17 protein-coding genes and 1 other RNA gene are annotated in these 14379 nt (G+C 55.7%); 9 read left to right on the forward strand and 9 right to left on the reverse strand.

The features are described 5' to 3' along the window. Positions 1 to 59: 59 nt before the first annotated feature. The 6 genes from Q0775_RS16905 to Q0775_RS16930 all read right to left on the reverse strand — a co-directional run bounded on the left by Q0775_RS16905 (position 60) and on the right by Q0775_RS16930 (position 5505). Positions 60 to 1283: an aminotransferase class V-fold PLP-dependent enzyme gene (locus tag Q0775_RS16905; RefSeq protein WP_298863678.1), complete on the reverse strand. Its 1224-nt coding sequence runs from the start codon at positions 1281 to 1283 to the stop codon at positions 60 to 62. Between the two features lie 95 nt (positions 1284 to 1378). Further along, positions 1379 to 2365 carry an acryloyl-CoA reductase gene (gene acuI, locus Q0775_RS16910; RefSeq protein WP_298863681.1) on the reverse strand — a complete coding sequence of 329 codons (987 nt, stop codon included), beginning with the start codon at positions 2363 to 2365 and terminating at the stop codon, positions 1379 to 1381. A 108-nt stretch (positions 2366 to 2473) separates the two neighbouring features. Next, complete coding sequence (locus tag Q0775_RS16915; RefSeq protein ID WP_298863683.1) at positions 2474 to 3577, reverse strand: dimethylsulfoniopropionate demethylase; 1104 nt, start codon at positions 3575 to 3577, stop codon at positions 2474 to 2476. Beyond that, on the reverse strand, positions 3577 to 4056 hold the full coding sequence (locus Q0775_RS16920; protein WP_298863687.1) for a DinB family protein: 480 nt from the start codon (positions 4054 to 4056) through the stop codon (positions 3577 to 3579). The genes Q0775_RS16915 and Q0775_RS16920 overlap by 1 nt, the downstream gene beginning before the upstream one ends. 23 nt (positions 4057 to 4079) lie before the next feature. After that, a complete protein-coding gene (locus Q0775_RS16925; protein ID WP_298863690.1) occupies positions 4080 to 4712 on the reverse strand; it encodes a DUF1326 domain-containing protein in 633 nt (210 codons plus the stop codon). Between the two features lie 4 nt (positions 4713 to 4716). Then, entirely contained in the window at positions 4717 to 5505 is a 789-nt protein-coding gene (locus tag Q0775_RS16930; RefSeq protein WP_298863693.1) for a DUF2182 domain-containing protein, read from the reverse strand. An 81-nt stretch (positions 5506 to 5586) separates the two neighbouring features. Between Q0775_RS16930 and Q0775_RS16935 the strand changes: the two genes are divergently transcribed. Beyond that, complete coding sequence (locus Q0775_RS16935) at positions 5587 to 6309, forward strand: GntR family transcriptional regulator (protein ID WP_298863696.1); 723 nt, start codon at positions 5587 to 5589, stop codon at positions 6307 to 6309. Here the strand turns inward: Q0775_RS16935 and Q0775_RS16940 are convergent. Together Q0775_RS16940 and Q0775_RS16945 are read right to left on the reverse strand one after the other, a co-directional pair. Further along, positions 6294 to 7121, reverse strand: a complete 828-nt coding sequence (locus tag Q0775_RS16940; RefSeq protein WP_298863698.1) for a hypothetical protein — start codon at positions 7119 to 7121, stop codon at positions 6294 to 6296. The genes Q0775_RS16935 and Q0775_RS16940 overlap by 16 nt on opposite strands. A gap of 45 nt (positions 7122 to 7166) precedes the next feature. Beyond that, positions 7167 to 7595 carry a L,D-transpeptidase gene (locus Q0775_RS16945; RefSeq protein WP_298863701.1) on the reverse strand — a complete coding sequence of 143 codons (429 nt, stop codon included), beginning with the start codon at positions 7593 to 7595 and terminating at the stop codon, positions 7167 to 7169. Between the two features lie 213 nt (positions 7596 to 7808). Here Q0775_RS16945 and Q0775_RS16950 point away from each other — a divergent pair, with 213 nt between their 5' ends. From Q0775_RS16950 to Q0775_RS16985, 8 genes are all read left to right on the forward strand, one after another. After that, on the forward strand, positions 7809 to 8162 hold the full coding sequence (locus Q0775_RS16950) for a DUF4345 family protein (protein ID WP_298863703.1): 354 nt from the start codon (positions 7809 to 7811) through the stop codon (positions 8160 to 8162). Continuing rightward, positions 8163 to 8511, forward strand: a transfer-messenger RNA (tmRNA) gene (gene ssrA / locus Q0775_RS16955). Positions 8512 to 8647: 136 nt separating this feature from the next. After that, positions 8648 to 9463 (forward strand): sulfurtransferase/chromate resistance protein, encoded by an 816-nt coding sequence (locus tag Q0775_RS16960; RefSeq protein WP_298863705.1) that lies wholly within the window; start codon positions 8648 to 8650, stop codon positions 9461 to 9463. Next, the gene (gene chrA / locus Q0775_RS16965) at positions 9460 to 10710 is read left to right on the forward strand and encodes a chromate efflux transporter (protein WP_298863708.1); all 1251 of its coding nucleotides are present in this window, start codon (positions 9460 to 9462) and stop codon (positions 10708 to 10710) included. The genes Q0775_RS16960 and chrA overlap by 4 nt, the downstream gene beginning before the upstream one ends. 70 nt (positions 10711 to 10780) lie before the next feature. Further along, positions 10781 to 11266, forward strand: a complete 486-nt coding sequence (locus tag Q0775_RS16970; RefSeq protein ID WP_298863711.1) for a ClpXP protease specificity-enhancing factor SspB — start codon at positions 10781 to 10783, stop codon at positions 11264 to 11266. A 75-nt stretch (positions 11267 to 11341) separates the two neighbouring features. Continuing rightward, positions 11342 to 12733 carry a class II fumarate hydratase gene (gene fumC, locus Q0775_RS16975; RefSeq protein WP_298863714.1) on the forward strand — a complete coding sequence of 464 codons (1392 nt, stop codon included), beginning with the start codon at positions 11342 to 11344 and terminating at the stop codon, positions 12731 to 12733. Further along, positions 12730 to 12906: a DUF4169 family protein gene (locus tag Q0775_RS16980; protein ID WP_298863717.1), complete on the forward strand. Its 177-nt coding sequence runs from the start codon at positions 12730 to 12732 to the stop codon at positions 12904 to 12906. Before fumC ends, Q0775_RS16980 begins: the two co-directional genes overlap by 4 nt. Beyond that, complete coding sequence (locus tag Q0775_RS16985; RefSeq protein WP_298863720.1) at positions 12903 to 13136, forward strand: ribbon-helix-helix domain-containing protein; 234 nt, start codon at positions 12903 to 12905, stop codon at positions 13134 to 13136. Before Q0775_RS16980 ends, Q0775_RS16985 begins: the two co-directional genes overlap by 4 nt. Positions 13137 to 13427: 291 nt before the next feature. Here the strand turns inward: Q0775_RS16985 and Q0775_RS16990 are convergent, their stop codons facing one another. After that, the gene (locus Q0775_RS16990; RefSeq protein ID WP_298863723.1) at positions 13428 to 14321 is read right to left on the reverse strand and encodes a fructose bisphosphate aldolase; all 894 of its coding nucleotides are present in this window, start codon (positions 14319 to 14321) and stop codon (positions 13428 to 13430) included. Between the last annotated feature and the right edge of the window lie 58 nt (positions 14322 to 14379).

The raw sequence follows: 14379 nt of genomic DNA on the forward strand, positions 1-14379 counted from the left end.
CCTTTGTTCATCTTTGTGTAACGACTTAGGCCAGCCACAGCATGATCAAGGCAAATACCTCACAAAACATCATCTAACGCGGTCAAAAGCTGATCTATTTCCGCTTGGCTCGTGTAATGTGTGAAACTCAGGCGCAAAACACCCACTTCAGGATCAACGCCCATCGCTTTCAAGGCGCGCACCGCATAGAAATCCCCACCACCCGCCATGACACCCTTGGCAGCCAGATCGCGCGCGACCTCCTCGCCTGCACGGTTAAGTGCTAGTGCCACAGTCGGCGCACGGCCCTGTGCATTGTCCGAACCGATAAGCCGCACCGAATTTCGCGATTTCACCGCGTCCAGAAGTTGTTGCAAAAGGTCTGTCTCATGATCGCGCATCAGGTCATGCACAAATACGCCCCGCGCCGTTGCATCCGCAGTGCCGCCCCCGTGATGGGCATAAAGCGCGTCCACATAGTCAGCCATTCCCGCGCAGGCCGCAACTTGTGCATGATCTGGCCCAGCAGGAGTAAACCGTTTGTAAAGGGTCCCCCCATTGAAGAAATGCCCTTGGTTCGGCAGGAGTTCTGCCAACGCGCGACGTACCACCATCAACCCCTGATGCGGACCATAGGTTTTATAGGCCGAGAACATGTAGATATCAGGCCCCAAGGCCCCCACGTCGACAAAACCGTGCGGCGCATAGGACACGCCGTCAACGCAAACAAATGCACCCGCCGCATGAGCGAGGGCGGTGATCTCCGTCACGGGATTGATTTCCCCCACTACATTTGAGCAGTGGGGGAAACAAACCAGCCGCACCTTCTCATCCAGCAGGTCCTCAAGGTCGGAAGGATCCAGATGCCCACTCTCGGGATCTATCTGCCACTCACGGATTTCGATGCCCTGCTCCGCCAATCTGCGCCACGGACCGGTGTTGGCCTCATGGTCCTGATTGGTCACGATGATTGCCTCGCCCGCTTCCATCATCTGGCCAAAGGCTTGGGCCAGCACATAGACATTCTGGGACGTGGACGGCCCGAACGACAGCTCGTCAGCGTCAACACCAAGGAGCGCGGACATGCGCGTGCGCGCCTCGTCCATCTCCGCTCCCCCCAAGGTGCTGGCGGCATAGGGCGCATAGGGCTGCACTTTACGCTGGGTGTAAAACCGGGTGAGCCGGTCCACTACAGCACGACAGGTATATGATCCACCAGCGTTTTCGAAAAACGCCTGCCCCTGCAAGACAGGTTCCGCAAACGCGGGAAACTGGCTGCGTACAAATTTTGTATCAAGTTTCATGGCACCACGATCATCCAGCACTGCGCCCACGTCAAATGCAAAAAGCCCCTAAGGCTATACCTTAGGGGCTTTTCACACGGATCTCAAAACAAGGATCAGGCGTTTACATCAACCACGACGCGCCCTTTGACCTGACCGTTCAGGATATCCGCCGTCAGTTTTGGCAGATCAGACAGTTTCGCAGGCACAACCATGGCCTCCAGCTTGTCCATGGGCAGATCCTTGGCAACACGCTCCCATGCGCGAAGGCGGTTGTCATAAGGCTGCATCACGGAATCGATGCCTAACAAGTTCACACCGCGCAGCAAGAATGGAATGACAGTCGCAGGTAACCCCGCGCCTCCCGCCAGACCGACAGAAGCAACTGACGCGCCATATTGCATCTGGCCCAAGACCCGTGCCAGCATCGCACCACCAACCGCATCAATACAGCCACCCCATGTTTCGCCTTCCAGCGGACGCTTGACTGTTTCGTTGATCTCTTCGCGGGCGACAATCTGCGTGGCCCCCAGCGATTTTAGATAATCTGCTGTTTCGGGACGCCCTGTCACGCCAGCAACTTCATAGCCGAGATTGGCCAAAATCGCGACAGCAACAGAGCCAACACCCCCCGCAGCGCCCGTGACCAAAACGGGACCGGATTTGATCCCGTGATCCTCAAGCGCCATCACTGACAGCATAGAGGTGAAGCCAGCCGTGCCCACGGCCATCGCCTGACGCGCATCCAGCCCCGCTGGCAGTGGCACAAGCCAATCGGCCTTCACCCGCGCCTTTTGCGCGTACCCGCCCCAGTGTGCTTCTCCAACACGCCAGCCGGTCAAAACTACCTTGTCACCCGCCTTGTAGCGCGGGTCGGACGATGCCTCGACAGTGCCTGCAAAATCAATGCCTGGCACATGCGGGTAATTCCGCACCAAACCACCACCACCGGGGCTCATGCACAGACCGTCTTTGTAATTCACCGTCGTATATTCCACTGCCACCAGCACATCACCATCCGGCAACTGGTCCTCGGAAATCTGGGTAATCGCAGCAGAGGTCTTACCCTCGTCATCTTTGGTCACAATCAGCGCATCAAACATCTGTCTCTCCTCTGGGGAATTTCCCCTATTGCTCATTTATTCTTCATTTGGCCCTAAAACTACGGGGGGGGGGTCGGGACCGGCCCCGATCCGGTACCTTCAAATCGCTCAGGCCCAGAAAGCCTCACGCACAACTGCATCGCGCAGCCCGTCAGGCGTTTCAACCCTCAATGCCATGCCTTCGTCCCAATGGGTCATCCGCACCATGCCGATAGCGACATTGGTATTAAAATCCGGGGACCACGCAGCGGAAGTAACCTGCCCCACGCGCTTGGTGCCAGCCATCAGCGGCCAGACACGATCACACCCGGGCACTTTGCCGCCCGCAATATCAATTGCACGCACCTGTTGCACAGGTCCTTCCTTTGCGACACGCAAAAGCGCATCACGGCCAATACAACCGATTGCAGTTTGCGTATCACAGAACCTGCCCAATCCGCATTCATGCGGCGTGTTATCATCAGTCATGTCATTGCCATAGCTGAGCAAACCACCCTCGACCCGCTCAATCCCATTGGGACAGCCTGCACGCACATCCATATCCTTGCCCGCTTCCATAAGCGCGTTCCATAAAGGCATGCCCATTTCGGTCCCGTCGACATAAATCTCGAATCCCCCTTGCTTGGAATACCCCGAGCGCGCAATCGCCATAGAACGACCCTGAAAATCGAACATACCAAAGCGGAAAAAGCGGATATCACGCACTGCATCGCCAAAGACATGGGCCATCAGATCCTCCGCCTTTGGTCCTTGGATCGCCAGCGGGCTTATATCAGGCTCGTCAATCAGCACGTCCAGACGATAACCGTTTGCAATACCCTTGACCCACAACAACAGATCGCTGTCAGCGATAGAAATCCACCATCGGTCCTCGGCAAGTTTCACACAAACCGGATCATTGAGCATGCCACCCGTCTCATCCACGATGGGTACATAGAAGCAGCGGCCGGGCAGCATGCCGCGCAGATCACGCGGCGTGAGCATCTGCATCAAGCGCGCCGCATCAGGGCCACGCAACTCCACCTGCCGCTCGGCTGCCACATCCCAAATCTGCACAGCGTTCTTCAGGTGGTGATAATCCTCCTCAACGCTTTTGAACATGGTAGGCAAAAGCATGCGGTTATAGACCGTGTAGGCTGTCACCCCAGCCGCCTCGACACCCTCAGAGAACGGTGTACGGCGCAAACGCCGCGTTTGTGAAATAAGCGCCATCAGGCGTCCTCCGGCATGAATATAAGATCCGACACAGGCGGGGTTATTCCCATCTGTGACAGCATCTGACTGACCTGACCGCGATGATGGGTCTGGTGATTAAACAAACTGGCGATACAAATCGCTTTGGATTTGTGCATATTTTGACCCGACGCCTTGGAGTACCACTCCTCAGTGCCCAACAGGTCTACATTCGAGAGCGTCTCTGCCCAAATACGAATGCGCCCGTCCATACGAAACCGTTCCGCATCCCAAGCGCCGATAGTGGGTGTAAGCTCGGTATGCACGACACCCTCTATCGGCGCAGGCACATCACTACACCAACGGCTCATCCAAAGGGTGTCTCCCCACAGAATGTGGTTGAGCGTGGCAAAGATCGAGCCAAAGAATGCACCGCGATCCTTGGTTAGCTCCACTTGATCCATCGAACGAACGATGCCGCGCAACTGGCTGTTTTGCCACGAATTGTAGCGTGCCATTTGCAAAACATATTCCTTTTGGATCACGCGGCACCCTTCCAGTCGATCGGGCAAATCTCGGCTGACTTACCGCCAAAATCCCAAACGCGACCATAGTCGCGCACTTTGGACTTAACGCCCACGGCGGCGATAATGTCAGGACCCATCCAGTATTTGGAGTTGGAGATCATGACGGGATGATCGGGCTGCGCACCGTCGATCATCTCGATCTCGCCCGAAATTTTGCGGCCAATCTTGATGCTGCGTTTCTTGCCATCGCGGATGATCTCGACGGGGGCCCGCTCTGCCCCGATGATCTCGGACACTAGCATGGTGAAAAGACCCGTTGTGCCGCCCGCAGCACCCGAGAAAATCTGGAGCAAGCCGTTGTAAGCCGCCTCCGAGGCACGTTCGTCCACATAGGCACCCACACGCCAGTTCCCCTCACCCATACGACCCGGAATATCCACAAGCAGACCTACGTTCAGACCGCTCAGATCTTCGCCCTCAAAATTGCCCTCATCAATGGCAATCGCCATCCACGCGTGGCAGTGCCCCTCCGTGGGTGGATGCGCGCCAAGGCTGACGACGCAGGGACAGAACAACTCACACGAGCAGTTCAAGAACAGCTCTCCCTTGATCGCCCAGTTCGCAGGCGTCATCTCTCTGTTACCCATCGCATTATCCTCCCGAGATAAAGGGCCAACCTGCCACGACACATGCGCCGAGGATCAGGGCAACTCCCATTGGTTTTACAATATAGTGTCCGATCTGCGGCAGCTTTTCCAGCACCATGAAAAATGTGGCCAGCCCCATCCATGCGAGGTTCATCACACCGCCCGCAAACCCCAGCGCCATAAAGCCCCAGCAGCAGCCAACGCAGAATGTCCCGAGGCCAAGACCCATGCGCAAACCGCCGGCAAATCCTGTCTTCCAATGGCCGAGAAAGTACATTGATGGACTGTGACACACGCCATGACAAATCTCTTTGCCGCGGGTGAATTGGAACAAGCCCACGACCAGCAGCAATGCAACCGCAAACCATCGCGAAGTCGCGATCCCAAGCATGTCGATCACGCCACCAAAGAGCAGCGCCAATTGCACACCCGCCAAGATCATCGCAAAGCCGACCCAGACGATAAAATATCCAAAAATTACGCCCAGCCACCCTGCCCGCGTGCCATTGGCGCTGGCCATCAAATCCTCATAGGCGCGCAATGTCGGCACCAATGTCGGCAACATCATCGCCGCCATCATCGCCGCCCACATGAACGCCAGCGGCCAGAACTCGGCCATGGGCATCTTCATATCCATGCGCGGGTTCATCCGGCGCATCGCCTCACCCAACGCATCCGGGCGGCCAAGCACGTCCAACCCCATCGACGTGCTCATACTAACCATCATCCACCACGACACGAGGATCAGGCCAAAGAAAGCCAGCCAAAGTGTGGAGCGAAGAAGATGCGGCATAGCTCGAATCCGGTCATGATCAGGCGTTGCAAAATTAATGTCAGACATTTAAAGTTTTGCCAAATGGTAATTGTCTGACATATGAAAATTGATCCCAAAAGCACCGCTGATCTTTCAGCACAAATCGCTACTGCCATTCGCGACGAAATTATCGCAGGGCGCCTGATCGTTGATGCACGCCTGCCCTCCGAGGCGGAACTTTCCGAGCAGTTCGAAGTCTCCCGCCCTACGGTGCGCGAGGCGCTCAAACGCCTTGCCGCGCAGTCGCTGATCCGCACCCAGCGCGGGGCCACAGGCGGGGCATTTGTGAACCGTCTGAGCTTTCCGGAGGCTTATGCCCAACAGATCACAACCTCCACCCTGCTGCTCTCGATGAATGATGTGAGTTTCGAGACCGCCTGTGAGGCGCGGTTTGCGCTGGAGCGGTCTTGTGCTGACCTGACTGCGCAGCGGTGCAGTGCTGATCACCTCGCGGCCATGCGTGCCGAAATCCACCGACAAAGCCAGCCAGGCCTGACAGATGAGGCCTTTTGTGCGTCTGACGTCGCCTTTCACCGTGCCTTGGTCGACGGGGCAGACAATCCTGTGCTGTCCTACCAACTCGCAGGTGCGGTCGAAGCGATGCAGCCCTTGATGAATATGATTACATTCTCCGCCCGCGACCGTGCACGGATCGTGGCATTGCACGAGCGTATTGCAAGCGCTGTCGAAGCGCAGAATGGCGCCGCTGTCAGCGACGGACTCACCGCGCTTGAGCAGGAAACCCAGACCCTCGGGCGCAGCCTATTTCAAGAAAAATTCTGATCTGCGTCAAGGGTCTGCATGTCGACCCTCGTGTAAATTTCCGTCAGAATGGCGGCACCGAACAAACTCACCAAACTGTATGAGATAGAAATCACAAAGGCATCAAGATAGTCAAAACTGGATGGCAGATAACCATCCGGCTCCTCCATTATCCGCATCAAAAGATCGCTTGGTAGCCACGTAAGCGCTATTTGTGCACCACCCGCAATCAAGGCAGCACCAGCGATCGGCCACGCCAAGGGCTGCGTAAGCCGCCAACCCTTCCACATCTCGACTTTTTCATGGCCCGTTGCGAGATGCGGCAGAACCACACCAAAACGGAAAAGGAAATACGCAAATATCGTCGTCAAAACCGTCACTGTGACGTAGAACGAGACGCCAAAAAGCTCATCTCCCATTAATGCAACATTAAAAGAATAGGTTTGGCCCAAAGCAATGCTGGCCAGCCAGACAATTCCTGCAATCGCGGCGGTGATCATAAACAAGATAAAGAATATGACCAACCCCATCACAAACCACTGGGCAAAGTAGCGGCGATAGAGATCGTCGCCAAGTAGCGGCACAATGCCCTGCGGCTCTTCCAGCAGAATAACGCGGTGCCACGCGACAGCCACCAGCGAGACGGTCATAAAATTTACGACCACCACCAGCAAAGCAGCGGAGCCTGACCCCTCAAAACCGGACATCACATATCTATGCGTATCATAGAGTTCTACCAGAATATTGAGGGTCATCGGCAGTGCGAGGATGCACATCACCTGTACAGGCCTGCGAAACACATGCCCTACAGCCTCAAAGAAAATCGAACTCATAAGGGGTGCCAAACGCCGCGCAGATGGCAGGCCGCGCGGCGTTGATCAGTTCTGGACAATCACTTTGAGGTTGCGCGTGCCAACCTGTTGGGTCATCGCAAACAGCTTTTTCGCGTTGGACGTGTCCAGACGGATGCAGCCCGCAGAGGCGGGACGGCCAAGGCGGCTTGTCTGGTTGGTGCCGTGGATCGCAAAATTACCGCTGTAAAAGATCGAATAAGGCATCGGTGCATTGTTATAGAGGCTGGATTTATGGTGCTTGGACAAAAACTTGCCGCGCCATTGTCCACGCGGTGTGTATTTGCCCTTACGTGCCGTTGAGACACGCCATTTGTGGATTTGCTTACCGTTCTTGTAGACGCGCATGACCTGCTCGGACACGTCGACCTTTGCGATCAGTTGGCCGGCTTCAACAGCGGCAGGAACGGAAAACAAAAGCGATGCGCAAAGCAACGCAGAGGCAAAAAGTTTCATAATGTGTGGATCCCCCAAGGATTTATTATAATGCGATGAAAATCAACTGTGGGGAGAGTTGATGTCAAAGGTTAAGTACTTCAATTCATCCAAAAGTCTGGTTTTCCATACCCCTGTGACCGATATGCCGCGGCAACCTTTCGCCAATGTCGCGCGTTCATCTTGCGATCGGACCTGATCTGTTGGGTCGTGGCAAAAAGATTCGGAGCATACATGGAATTTCTAACACTCATTAATTGGGCGCTGGCCCTGCTTACCATCGGTTTTGGCCTCTTTGGCTGGCTAATGCCCGACTACACAATGCGGACTGTTGATCTACGCGATGGTGGCTCCACCATGGGAAAGTCCGAGGTGCGCGCAGCCTCGGGAGCTCTTTTTGTAATGGCAGGCCTCGGTGCTCTGCTCTTATCGACGCCAGCATCATTCGCAATGATCGGATTTATTTGGGGCGGCGGTGCGTTGGGCCGCATCACCTCACTTCTCCTTGACGGAACAACACGGCTGAAATGGATTTTCTTCGCATCTGAGTTGGCGGTTGCGGTGATTGCACTGTCGATCAACCTATAGCCCCTTGAAATGCAGCGGCCATGCTTCTATCTGTAAGGTGTCCTTCGGGACTATGAGTATAAACGCGCTCGTAATAAACGGTTCGGACTCGGGGGCGGTACCCGACGACTCCACCAAATATCCTTCATTTGAGGATCATGGGGTCGAAACAGGATCGACGAACGTCTAAAGGGGTAAGCTTTACTTCGGCTGTCTGCCACCGTTATCGGCGAAACATGTACAATTGCAAATGACAATCGTGCTCCAATGGCGATGGCTGCGTAAGCAACCGGGACTATTGAAACCTAAGTCCTTACGTTTAGCGACCTAAGGCGGGGTTCGCAGGTACCTGGCAACAGAAACCTGCACTTTCTCCCCTCGCCGCTCGCACATGTTGACCTGCTGAACAGAGCATGTCACTAATCGCTTATGGGGTTTCTTCTGCGAACGCCCCGTGAGGCGCCAGCCAGATGTTCGCATGTTTTCCAAAGATAAGGATGCATGCCATGGCTGCCCCCAACGAAATAACTGTCCCTCAATTGCTGCGCCTGATCGGGTTGCCTGACGCTCCCTTGATCGTTGACATCTCTATTGATACCGATTTCGCCGATGATCCGTTTCTGATCCCTGCCGCGTTTCGTCACCCCCATACAGATCTCAACGGCTTAAAGACGCGCCTCGCCGGGCGTCCATGTGTAGTTACCTGCCAGAAAGGCATCAAGCTGAGCCAAGGGATGGCCGCACGTCTACGCTGTGACGGCATCCACGCTGAATATCTCCAAGGGGGCAACTATGGCTGGCGCGATCATGCGGGTGCGCCCCGTGTGACTGCGTCTGCAATTCCGCCTTTGGTCGATGGTGCAACCCTCTGGGTCACCCGCCACCGCCCCAAGATTGACCGCATCGCCTGCCCATGGCTGATCCGCCGCTTTGTGGACCGCGACGCACGCGTGCTCTTTGTCTCGCCTACCGAAGTCGCAGGTGTGGCGGAGCGCTATGGCGCGACACCGTTTGATATGGAGGGCGTTTTCTGGTCGCACCGCGAAGATCACTGTACCTTTGACACCATGCTCACTGAGTTTGGCCTGCAAACCCCTGCGCTCGCGCAGCTTGCCACAGTGATCCGCGCCGCAGACACCAACGCCCATGACCTCGCCCCCCAAGCGGCAGGTTTGCTGGCACTCTCTGTCGGTCTGTCGCGGCAATACCGCTCGGATGACGCGCAGCTTGAGGCGGGACTGTCGATGTACGATGCGCTGTACCGTTGGGCACGCGACGGGCAAGATGAGGGCCACGACTGGCCTGCGGAGCGCAAATCATGAGCGTGCCAAGCTGGCCGGAAATGATCCGCGTCTTTGGCCGCATTGGCCTGTTATCCTTTGGCGGACCTGCCGCGCAAATCGCCCTGATGCACCGCGAGTTGGTTGAACTGCGCGATTGGCTCACCGAGCAGTCCTATCTGCGTGCGCTAAGCCTATGCATGCTGCTGCCCGGACCAGAGGCGATGCAACTCGCCACCTACGCAGGCTGGCGCTTGCGCGGCACGGCGGGTGGTCTGGTCGCAGGGCTGCTGTTCGTGATCCCTGGTGCAATTGTGATTGCTTTACTGGCGTTGCTCTATGCCAGCTACGGCCAGCTCCCCTTGGTACAGGCCACCTTCCTCGGAATCAAAGCCACTGTTGTGGTGGTGGTGTTCCAAGCACTCCGTAAAGTCGCCGGAAAAGCGCTGATCGGCAGACAGGGTTGGGTGCTGGCGCTGCTGTCGTTTTTGAGTCTGTTTGCCTTTGGTGTGCCATTTCCTCTAATCATCGTCGCTGCTGGCCTGTGGGGCATGTGGCGCACACAGACGCCGCCAAGTGCGAATGCGGAGATGCCTCCCCAAATCGAAGCACAGACGCTGCGCACCCTCGTTCTATGGAGCACGCTTTGGGCCGCGCCCTTGGCCCTCGTCTGGGCGTTGGATGATGCGTTCTTGCTGCAACTTGGCCTCTTCTTCTCAAAACTTGCTATCGTAACCTTCGGCGGGGCTTATGCCGTGCTCGGCTATATGACCCAAACGGTTGTGACTGATCTGGGCTGGATCACCACCGAGCAGATGATCGACGCCCTCGGCCTCGCCGAAACCACCCCTGGACCGTTGATCCTTGTGACGCAATTTGTGGCCCTGATGGCGGGATTTTCCCAAACTGGCCCGAGTGGCGCCATCGCTGCGGGTCTGCTTGCTCTTTGGGTCACGTTCACGCCGTGTTTTCTGTGGATATTCCTCGCTGGTCCCTATCTTGAACGGCTCAGCGCACAACCCCGCCTTGCTGCCGCCCTGCAAGCAATCACAGCAGCGGTTGTTGGGGTTATGGCTAATCTGACCCTATGGTTTGCTGTTCATGTCTTGTTTGGTCGTGTGGGCATCGCATCCCCCCTCGCCCTGCCATGGCCGGACTGGAGCAGCTTCAATCCAACCGCTGCAGCGCTGACGCTCCTTGCCGCTGTTTTGATGCTTTATTTTAAGGTCGGATTTGTCAAAAGCATGGGCGCTCTCGGCATCTGCGCGCTCGGGCTTGCTCTCATGTAAGGTCGCCCCTTTTATCCCGACTGGAATCGCTTATGATGCCTGTTGTGAAACAACATTTGAGGGATATGACATGAGCCGCACCATAGACTATGGCAACCTCATGCATGACGCCATGCGCAGCCTGATCCGCAATGTCCTGCTGGACGTGAAGGATAACGGCCTGCCAGGTGCGCATCATTTCTTCATTACCTTCGACACATCGCATCCTGATGCGGAGCTGGCCGACTGGCTCTCCGACCGCTACCCCGACGAGATGACCGTGGTCATGCAGCACTGGTATGACGGGCTCGACGTGACCGAGGACGGCTTTTCCATAACGCTCAACTTCGGCGATGCGCCAGAGCCGCTTTATGTCCCCTATGATGCGATCCGCACCTTTGTAGATCCTTCCGTCGAGTTTGGCCTGCGGTTCGAGCAAAAAGACGAAGACAAAAAAGCCAAGCCCGATACTGTGGCAAAGCCTCTTTCCCAGACAGAAGAATCCGAACTCGAGGTCGAAGAGGCACCTGTAAAGGCCGCCGAAATTGTATCTCTGGACAGTTTTCGCAAGTCTTGAACTGGCGCAGGCTGCGCACAGGCGCTAGAACGCCCCTGATCAAACATTCTTAGCAATATCCGAGGAGCGCCCAAGATGGCCAATACCCGTACCGAGACAGACAGCTTTGGCCCTTTGGAAGTGCCTGCGGATAAATACTGGGGTGCGCAGACCCAACGATCGATTATCAACTTTCCTATCGGTTGGGAGAAGCAGCCCATTGCCATCGTACGTGCCCTTGGCGTGATTAAACAAGCCTGCGCCGAAGCCAACATGGCCCAAGGTTCGTTGGACGAGGCGCGCGGCAAAGCGATTGTGCAAGCCGCCTCCGAAGTGGTCGAGGGAAAGTTTGACGATAACTTCCCGCTGGTGGTCTGGCAGACAGGATCTGGTACGCAGTCCAACATGAACGCAAATGAAGTCATCGCCAACCGCGCGATTGAAATCATGGGCGGGGTGATCGGATCAAAAGACCCCGTACACCCGAATGATCACTGCAATATGGGGCAATCCTCAAACGATACATTCCCGACGGCCATGCACATCGCCACCGCCCGCACAGCCCACGACGTGCTGCTGCCCGGTCTGCGCAAATTGCACGCTGCTTTGCAGACAAAAGTCGGGGAATTTGATGGTATCATCAAGATTGGCCGAACACATACACAAGATGCGACACCGCTGACGCTGTCTCAGGAGTTCTCGGGCTACACACATCAGGTCGCGATGGCGATCCGCCGCGTCGAAGATGGCCTTGGCCGTATCTATGAGCTGGCGCAAGGCGGTACCGCTGTTGGCACAGGTCTGAATACCAAGGTTGGCTGGTCCGAGACTGTCGCTGCCAACATGGCCCGCATCTCGGGCCTGCCCTTCATTACTGCGCCCAACAAATTCGAAGCACTGGCTGCCCATGATGCGATGGTCGAAATCTCGGGTCATCTGAAAACAGTCGCCGCCAGTTTGTTCAAAATCGCCAACGATATCCGGCTGCTCGGCTCCGGTCCGCGCTGCGGCTTGGGCGAATTGATCCTCCCCGAGAACGAGCCCGGCTCGTCCATCATGCCGGGCAAAGTGAACCCGACCCAATGCGAAGCGCTCACCCAAGTTTGCGCTCATGTATTTGGCAACGACGCCGCCGTGGGCTTTGCAGGCTCACAAGGGCATTTTGAACTGAACGTCTACAAGCCTATGATGGCTTATAACGTACTGCAATCCATGCAGCTTTTGGGCGATGCGGCCTCTGCCTTTACCGACAACCTGATTGTCGATCTCAAGGCCGACCCTGTGCGCATCGAGAAACTTATGCGCGAGTCGCTGATGCTGGTGACGGCGCTGGCGCCCGAAATCGGCTATGACAATGCGACGAAAGTAGCCAAAACAGCACATAAGAACGGCACGACCCTCAAGGAAGAGGCAATCGCCCTCGGCTTTGTCGATGATGAGACATTCGACCGCGTTGTGCGGCCGGAGAATATGATCGGACCAAAATGAGCAACCCCCTGAGCCTGAACAAGGCCCGCAAAGACCGCGACCGCTCTGCCCGTAAATCACAAGCGGATCAGAACACGGTAAAATTCGGACAATCAAAAGCGCAAAAAGAAGTGCTCAAGGCGCGTGCGGAACAGATTGCCCGCAACCTCGAAGGCCACAAGCGCGAGACATGACTGCGCGGCCCGTGAAACACTCTGTTACGTTACACGGGCACCGCACGTCGATCTCGCTTGAAGCGCCGTTCTGGTCGGAGTTGCGCAGCATTGCAGCGCAAAAAGAGATGCCAATCAACGCGCTAGTTTCAGAGATTGATGAAGGGCGCGGCATGGACAGCGGACTCGCATCGGCGATCCGCGTTTATGTTCTGAGATCGTTAAAGGAACGTTTACCAAGCGCGGAATAAAATCCGAGTATGGTTCATCCTCCCTCCCCGCTTTCGAAAAAATATGGACACTTGATTTATTCAGCTCGCGTGCCTCTACAAAAGGCGGCGTAATCCGACGAAGTGTCCGTGGTATCGGACGCTATGTCGGCAGAGAAGAATTGAATAATGAAGACTTTCGGCGCGGTTTTCATGTTGTGGACAACGCAGATCAGCTCGTGATCTTTTGCAATCGAGAGACGAGCCGCGTTGTCTTGTAATCGTCTTCCCTTAAAGAAACCGATCTGAATTTTCGAAAATTCCGTTAGCGCTTTAAGCTACCGAAGCATCATAAATCTTCTTGATATTGGCCCCCAATGCCGCGTTGAATTCCGCATCTGACATCTTCACATTCAATCCTTCTGCCAACGCGCGGCTGAAGCTTGCGATCATCTTGTGGTTATGGCTCAGCAAATCGCAGGCCACATCGGTCGAATATCCGCCCGACAATGCCACAACACGCAAGACCCGCGGGTGATCGGCAGCTGCATCATATAGGCCAGCCTTGCTCGGGATTGTAAGCTTGAGAATAACATCAATATTCTCTGGCAACGCATTCAAATTGCTCATAATTTCAACGGCGAGCATGTCCTCAGCCTCCGCTTTGGTTGCACTCTCGATGTGCACCTCCGGCTCGACAATCGGGACCAGTCCAGCGGCAGCAACCTGACGGGCAATCTCGAACTGTTGGGCCACGACGCTAGCGATACCTTTTGCATTCGCCTCCAAAATCAAGGAGCGCTCTTTGGTTCCAAAGATGCCCTTCTCGCTAGCTTTAGCCAAGAGCGCGTCAAGGTCAGGCATTGGCTTAAGCATCTGCACGCCATTCGCTTCATCGGCCAACCCCTTGTCAATCTTCAAGAAAGGCACAACACCGCGATCTTCCCAGAGTACTTGGGCCGTGGGCTTGCCGTTAATATCGCTGTCCATTGTCCGTTCGAACAGGATCGCGCCAAGCACTTTGTCTGAAGTAAAATCATCAGCTAGAATGATACGACTACGCATGGCGTGCACGGCGGCGTACATCTCGTCATCCCCAGAATAGTCCGCAGGCTCTACCCCGTATTGCGCCAAAGCTTTTGGTGTCGATCCTCCCGACTGGTCAAGGGCCGCGATAAAGCCTGATGCAGTTGCAATGCGGGTACGTTGTGCGTCTTTTTGGGCCATGAATAGTGCCTTTTGTGCTGATATCTTCGTTTATGCTGTTCTAAAGCCTATATCGCAT

This window comes from uncultured Sulfitobacter sp. (genome assembly GCF_947499945.1).
Lineage (GTDB): Bacteria > Pseudomonadota > Alphaproteobacteria > Rhodobacterales > Rhodobacteraceae > Sulfitobacter.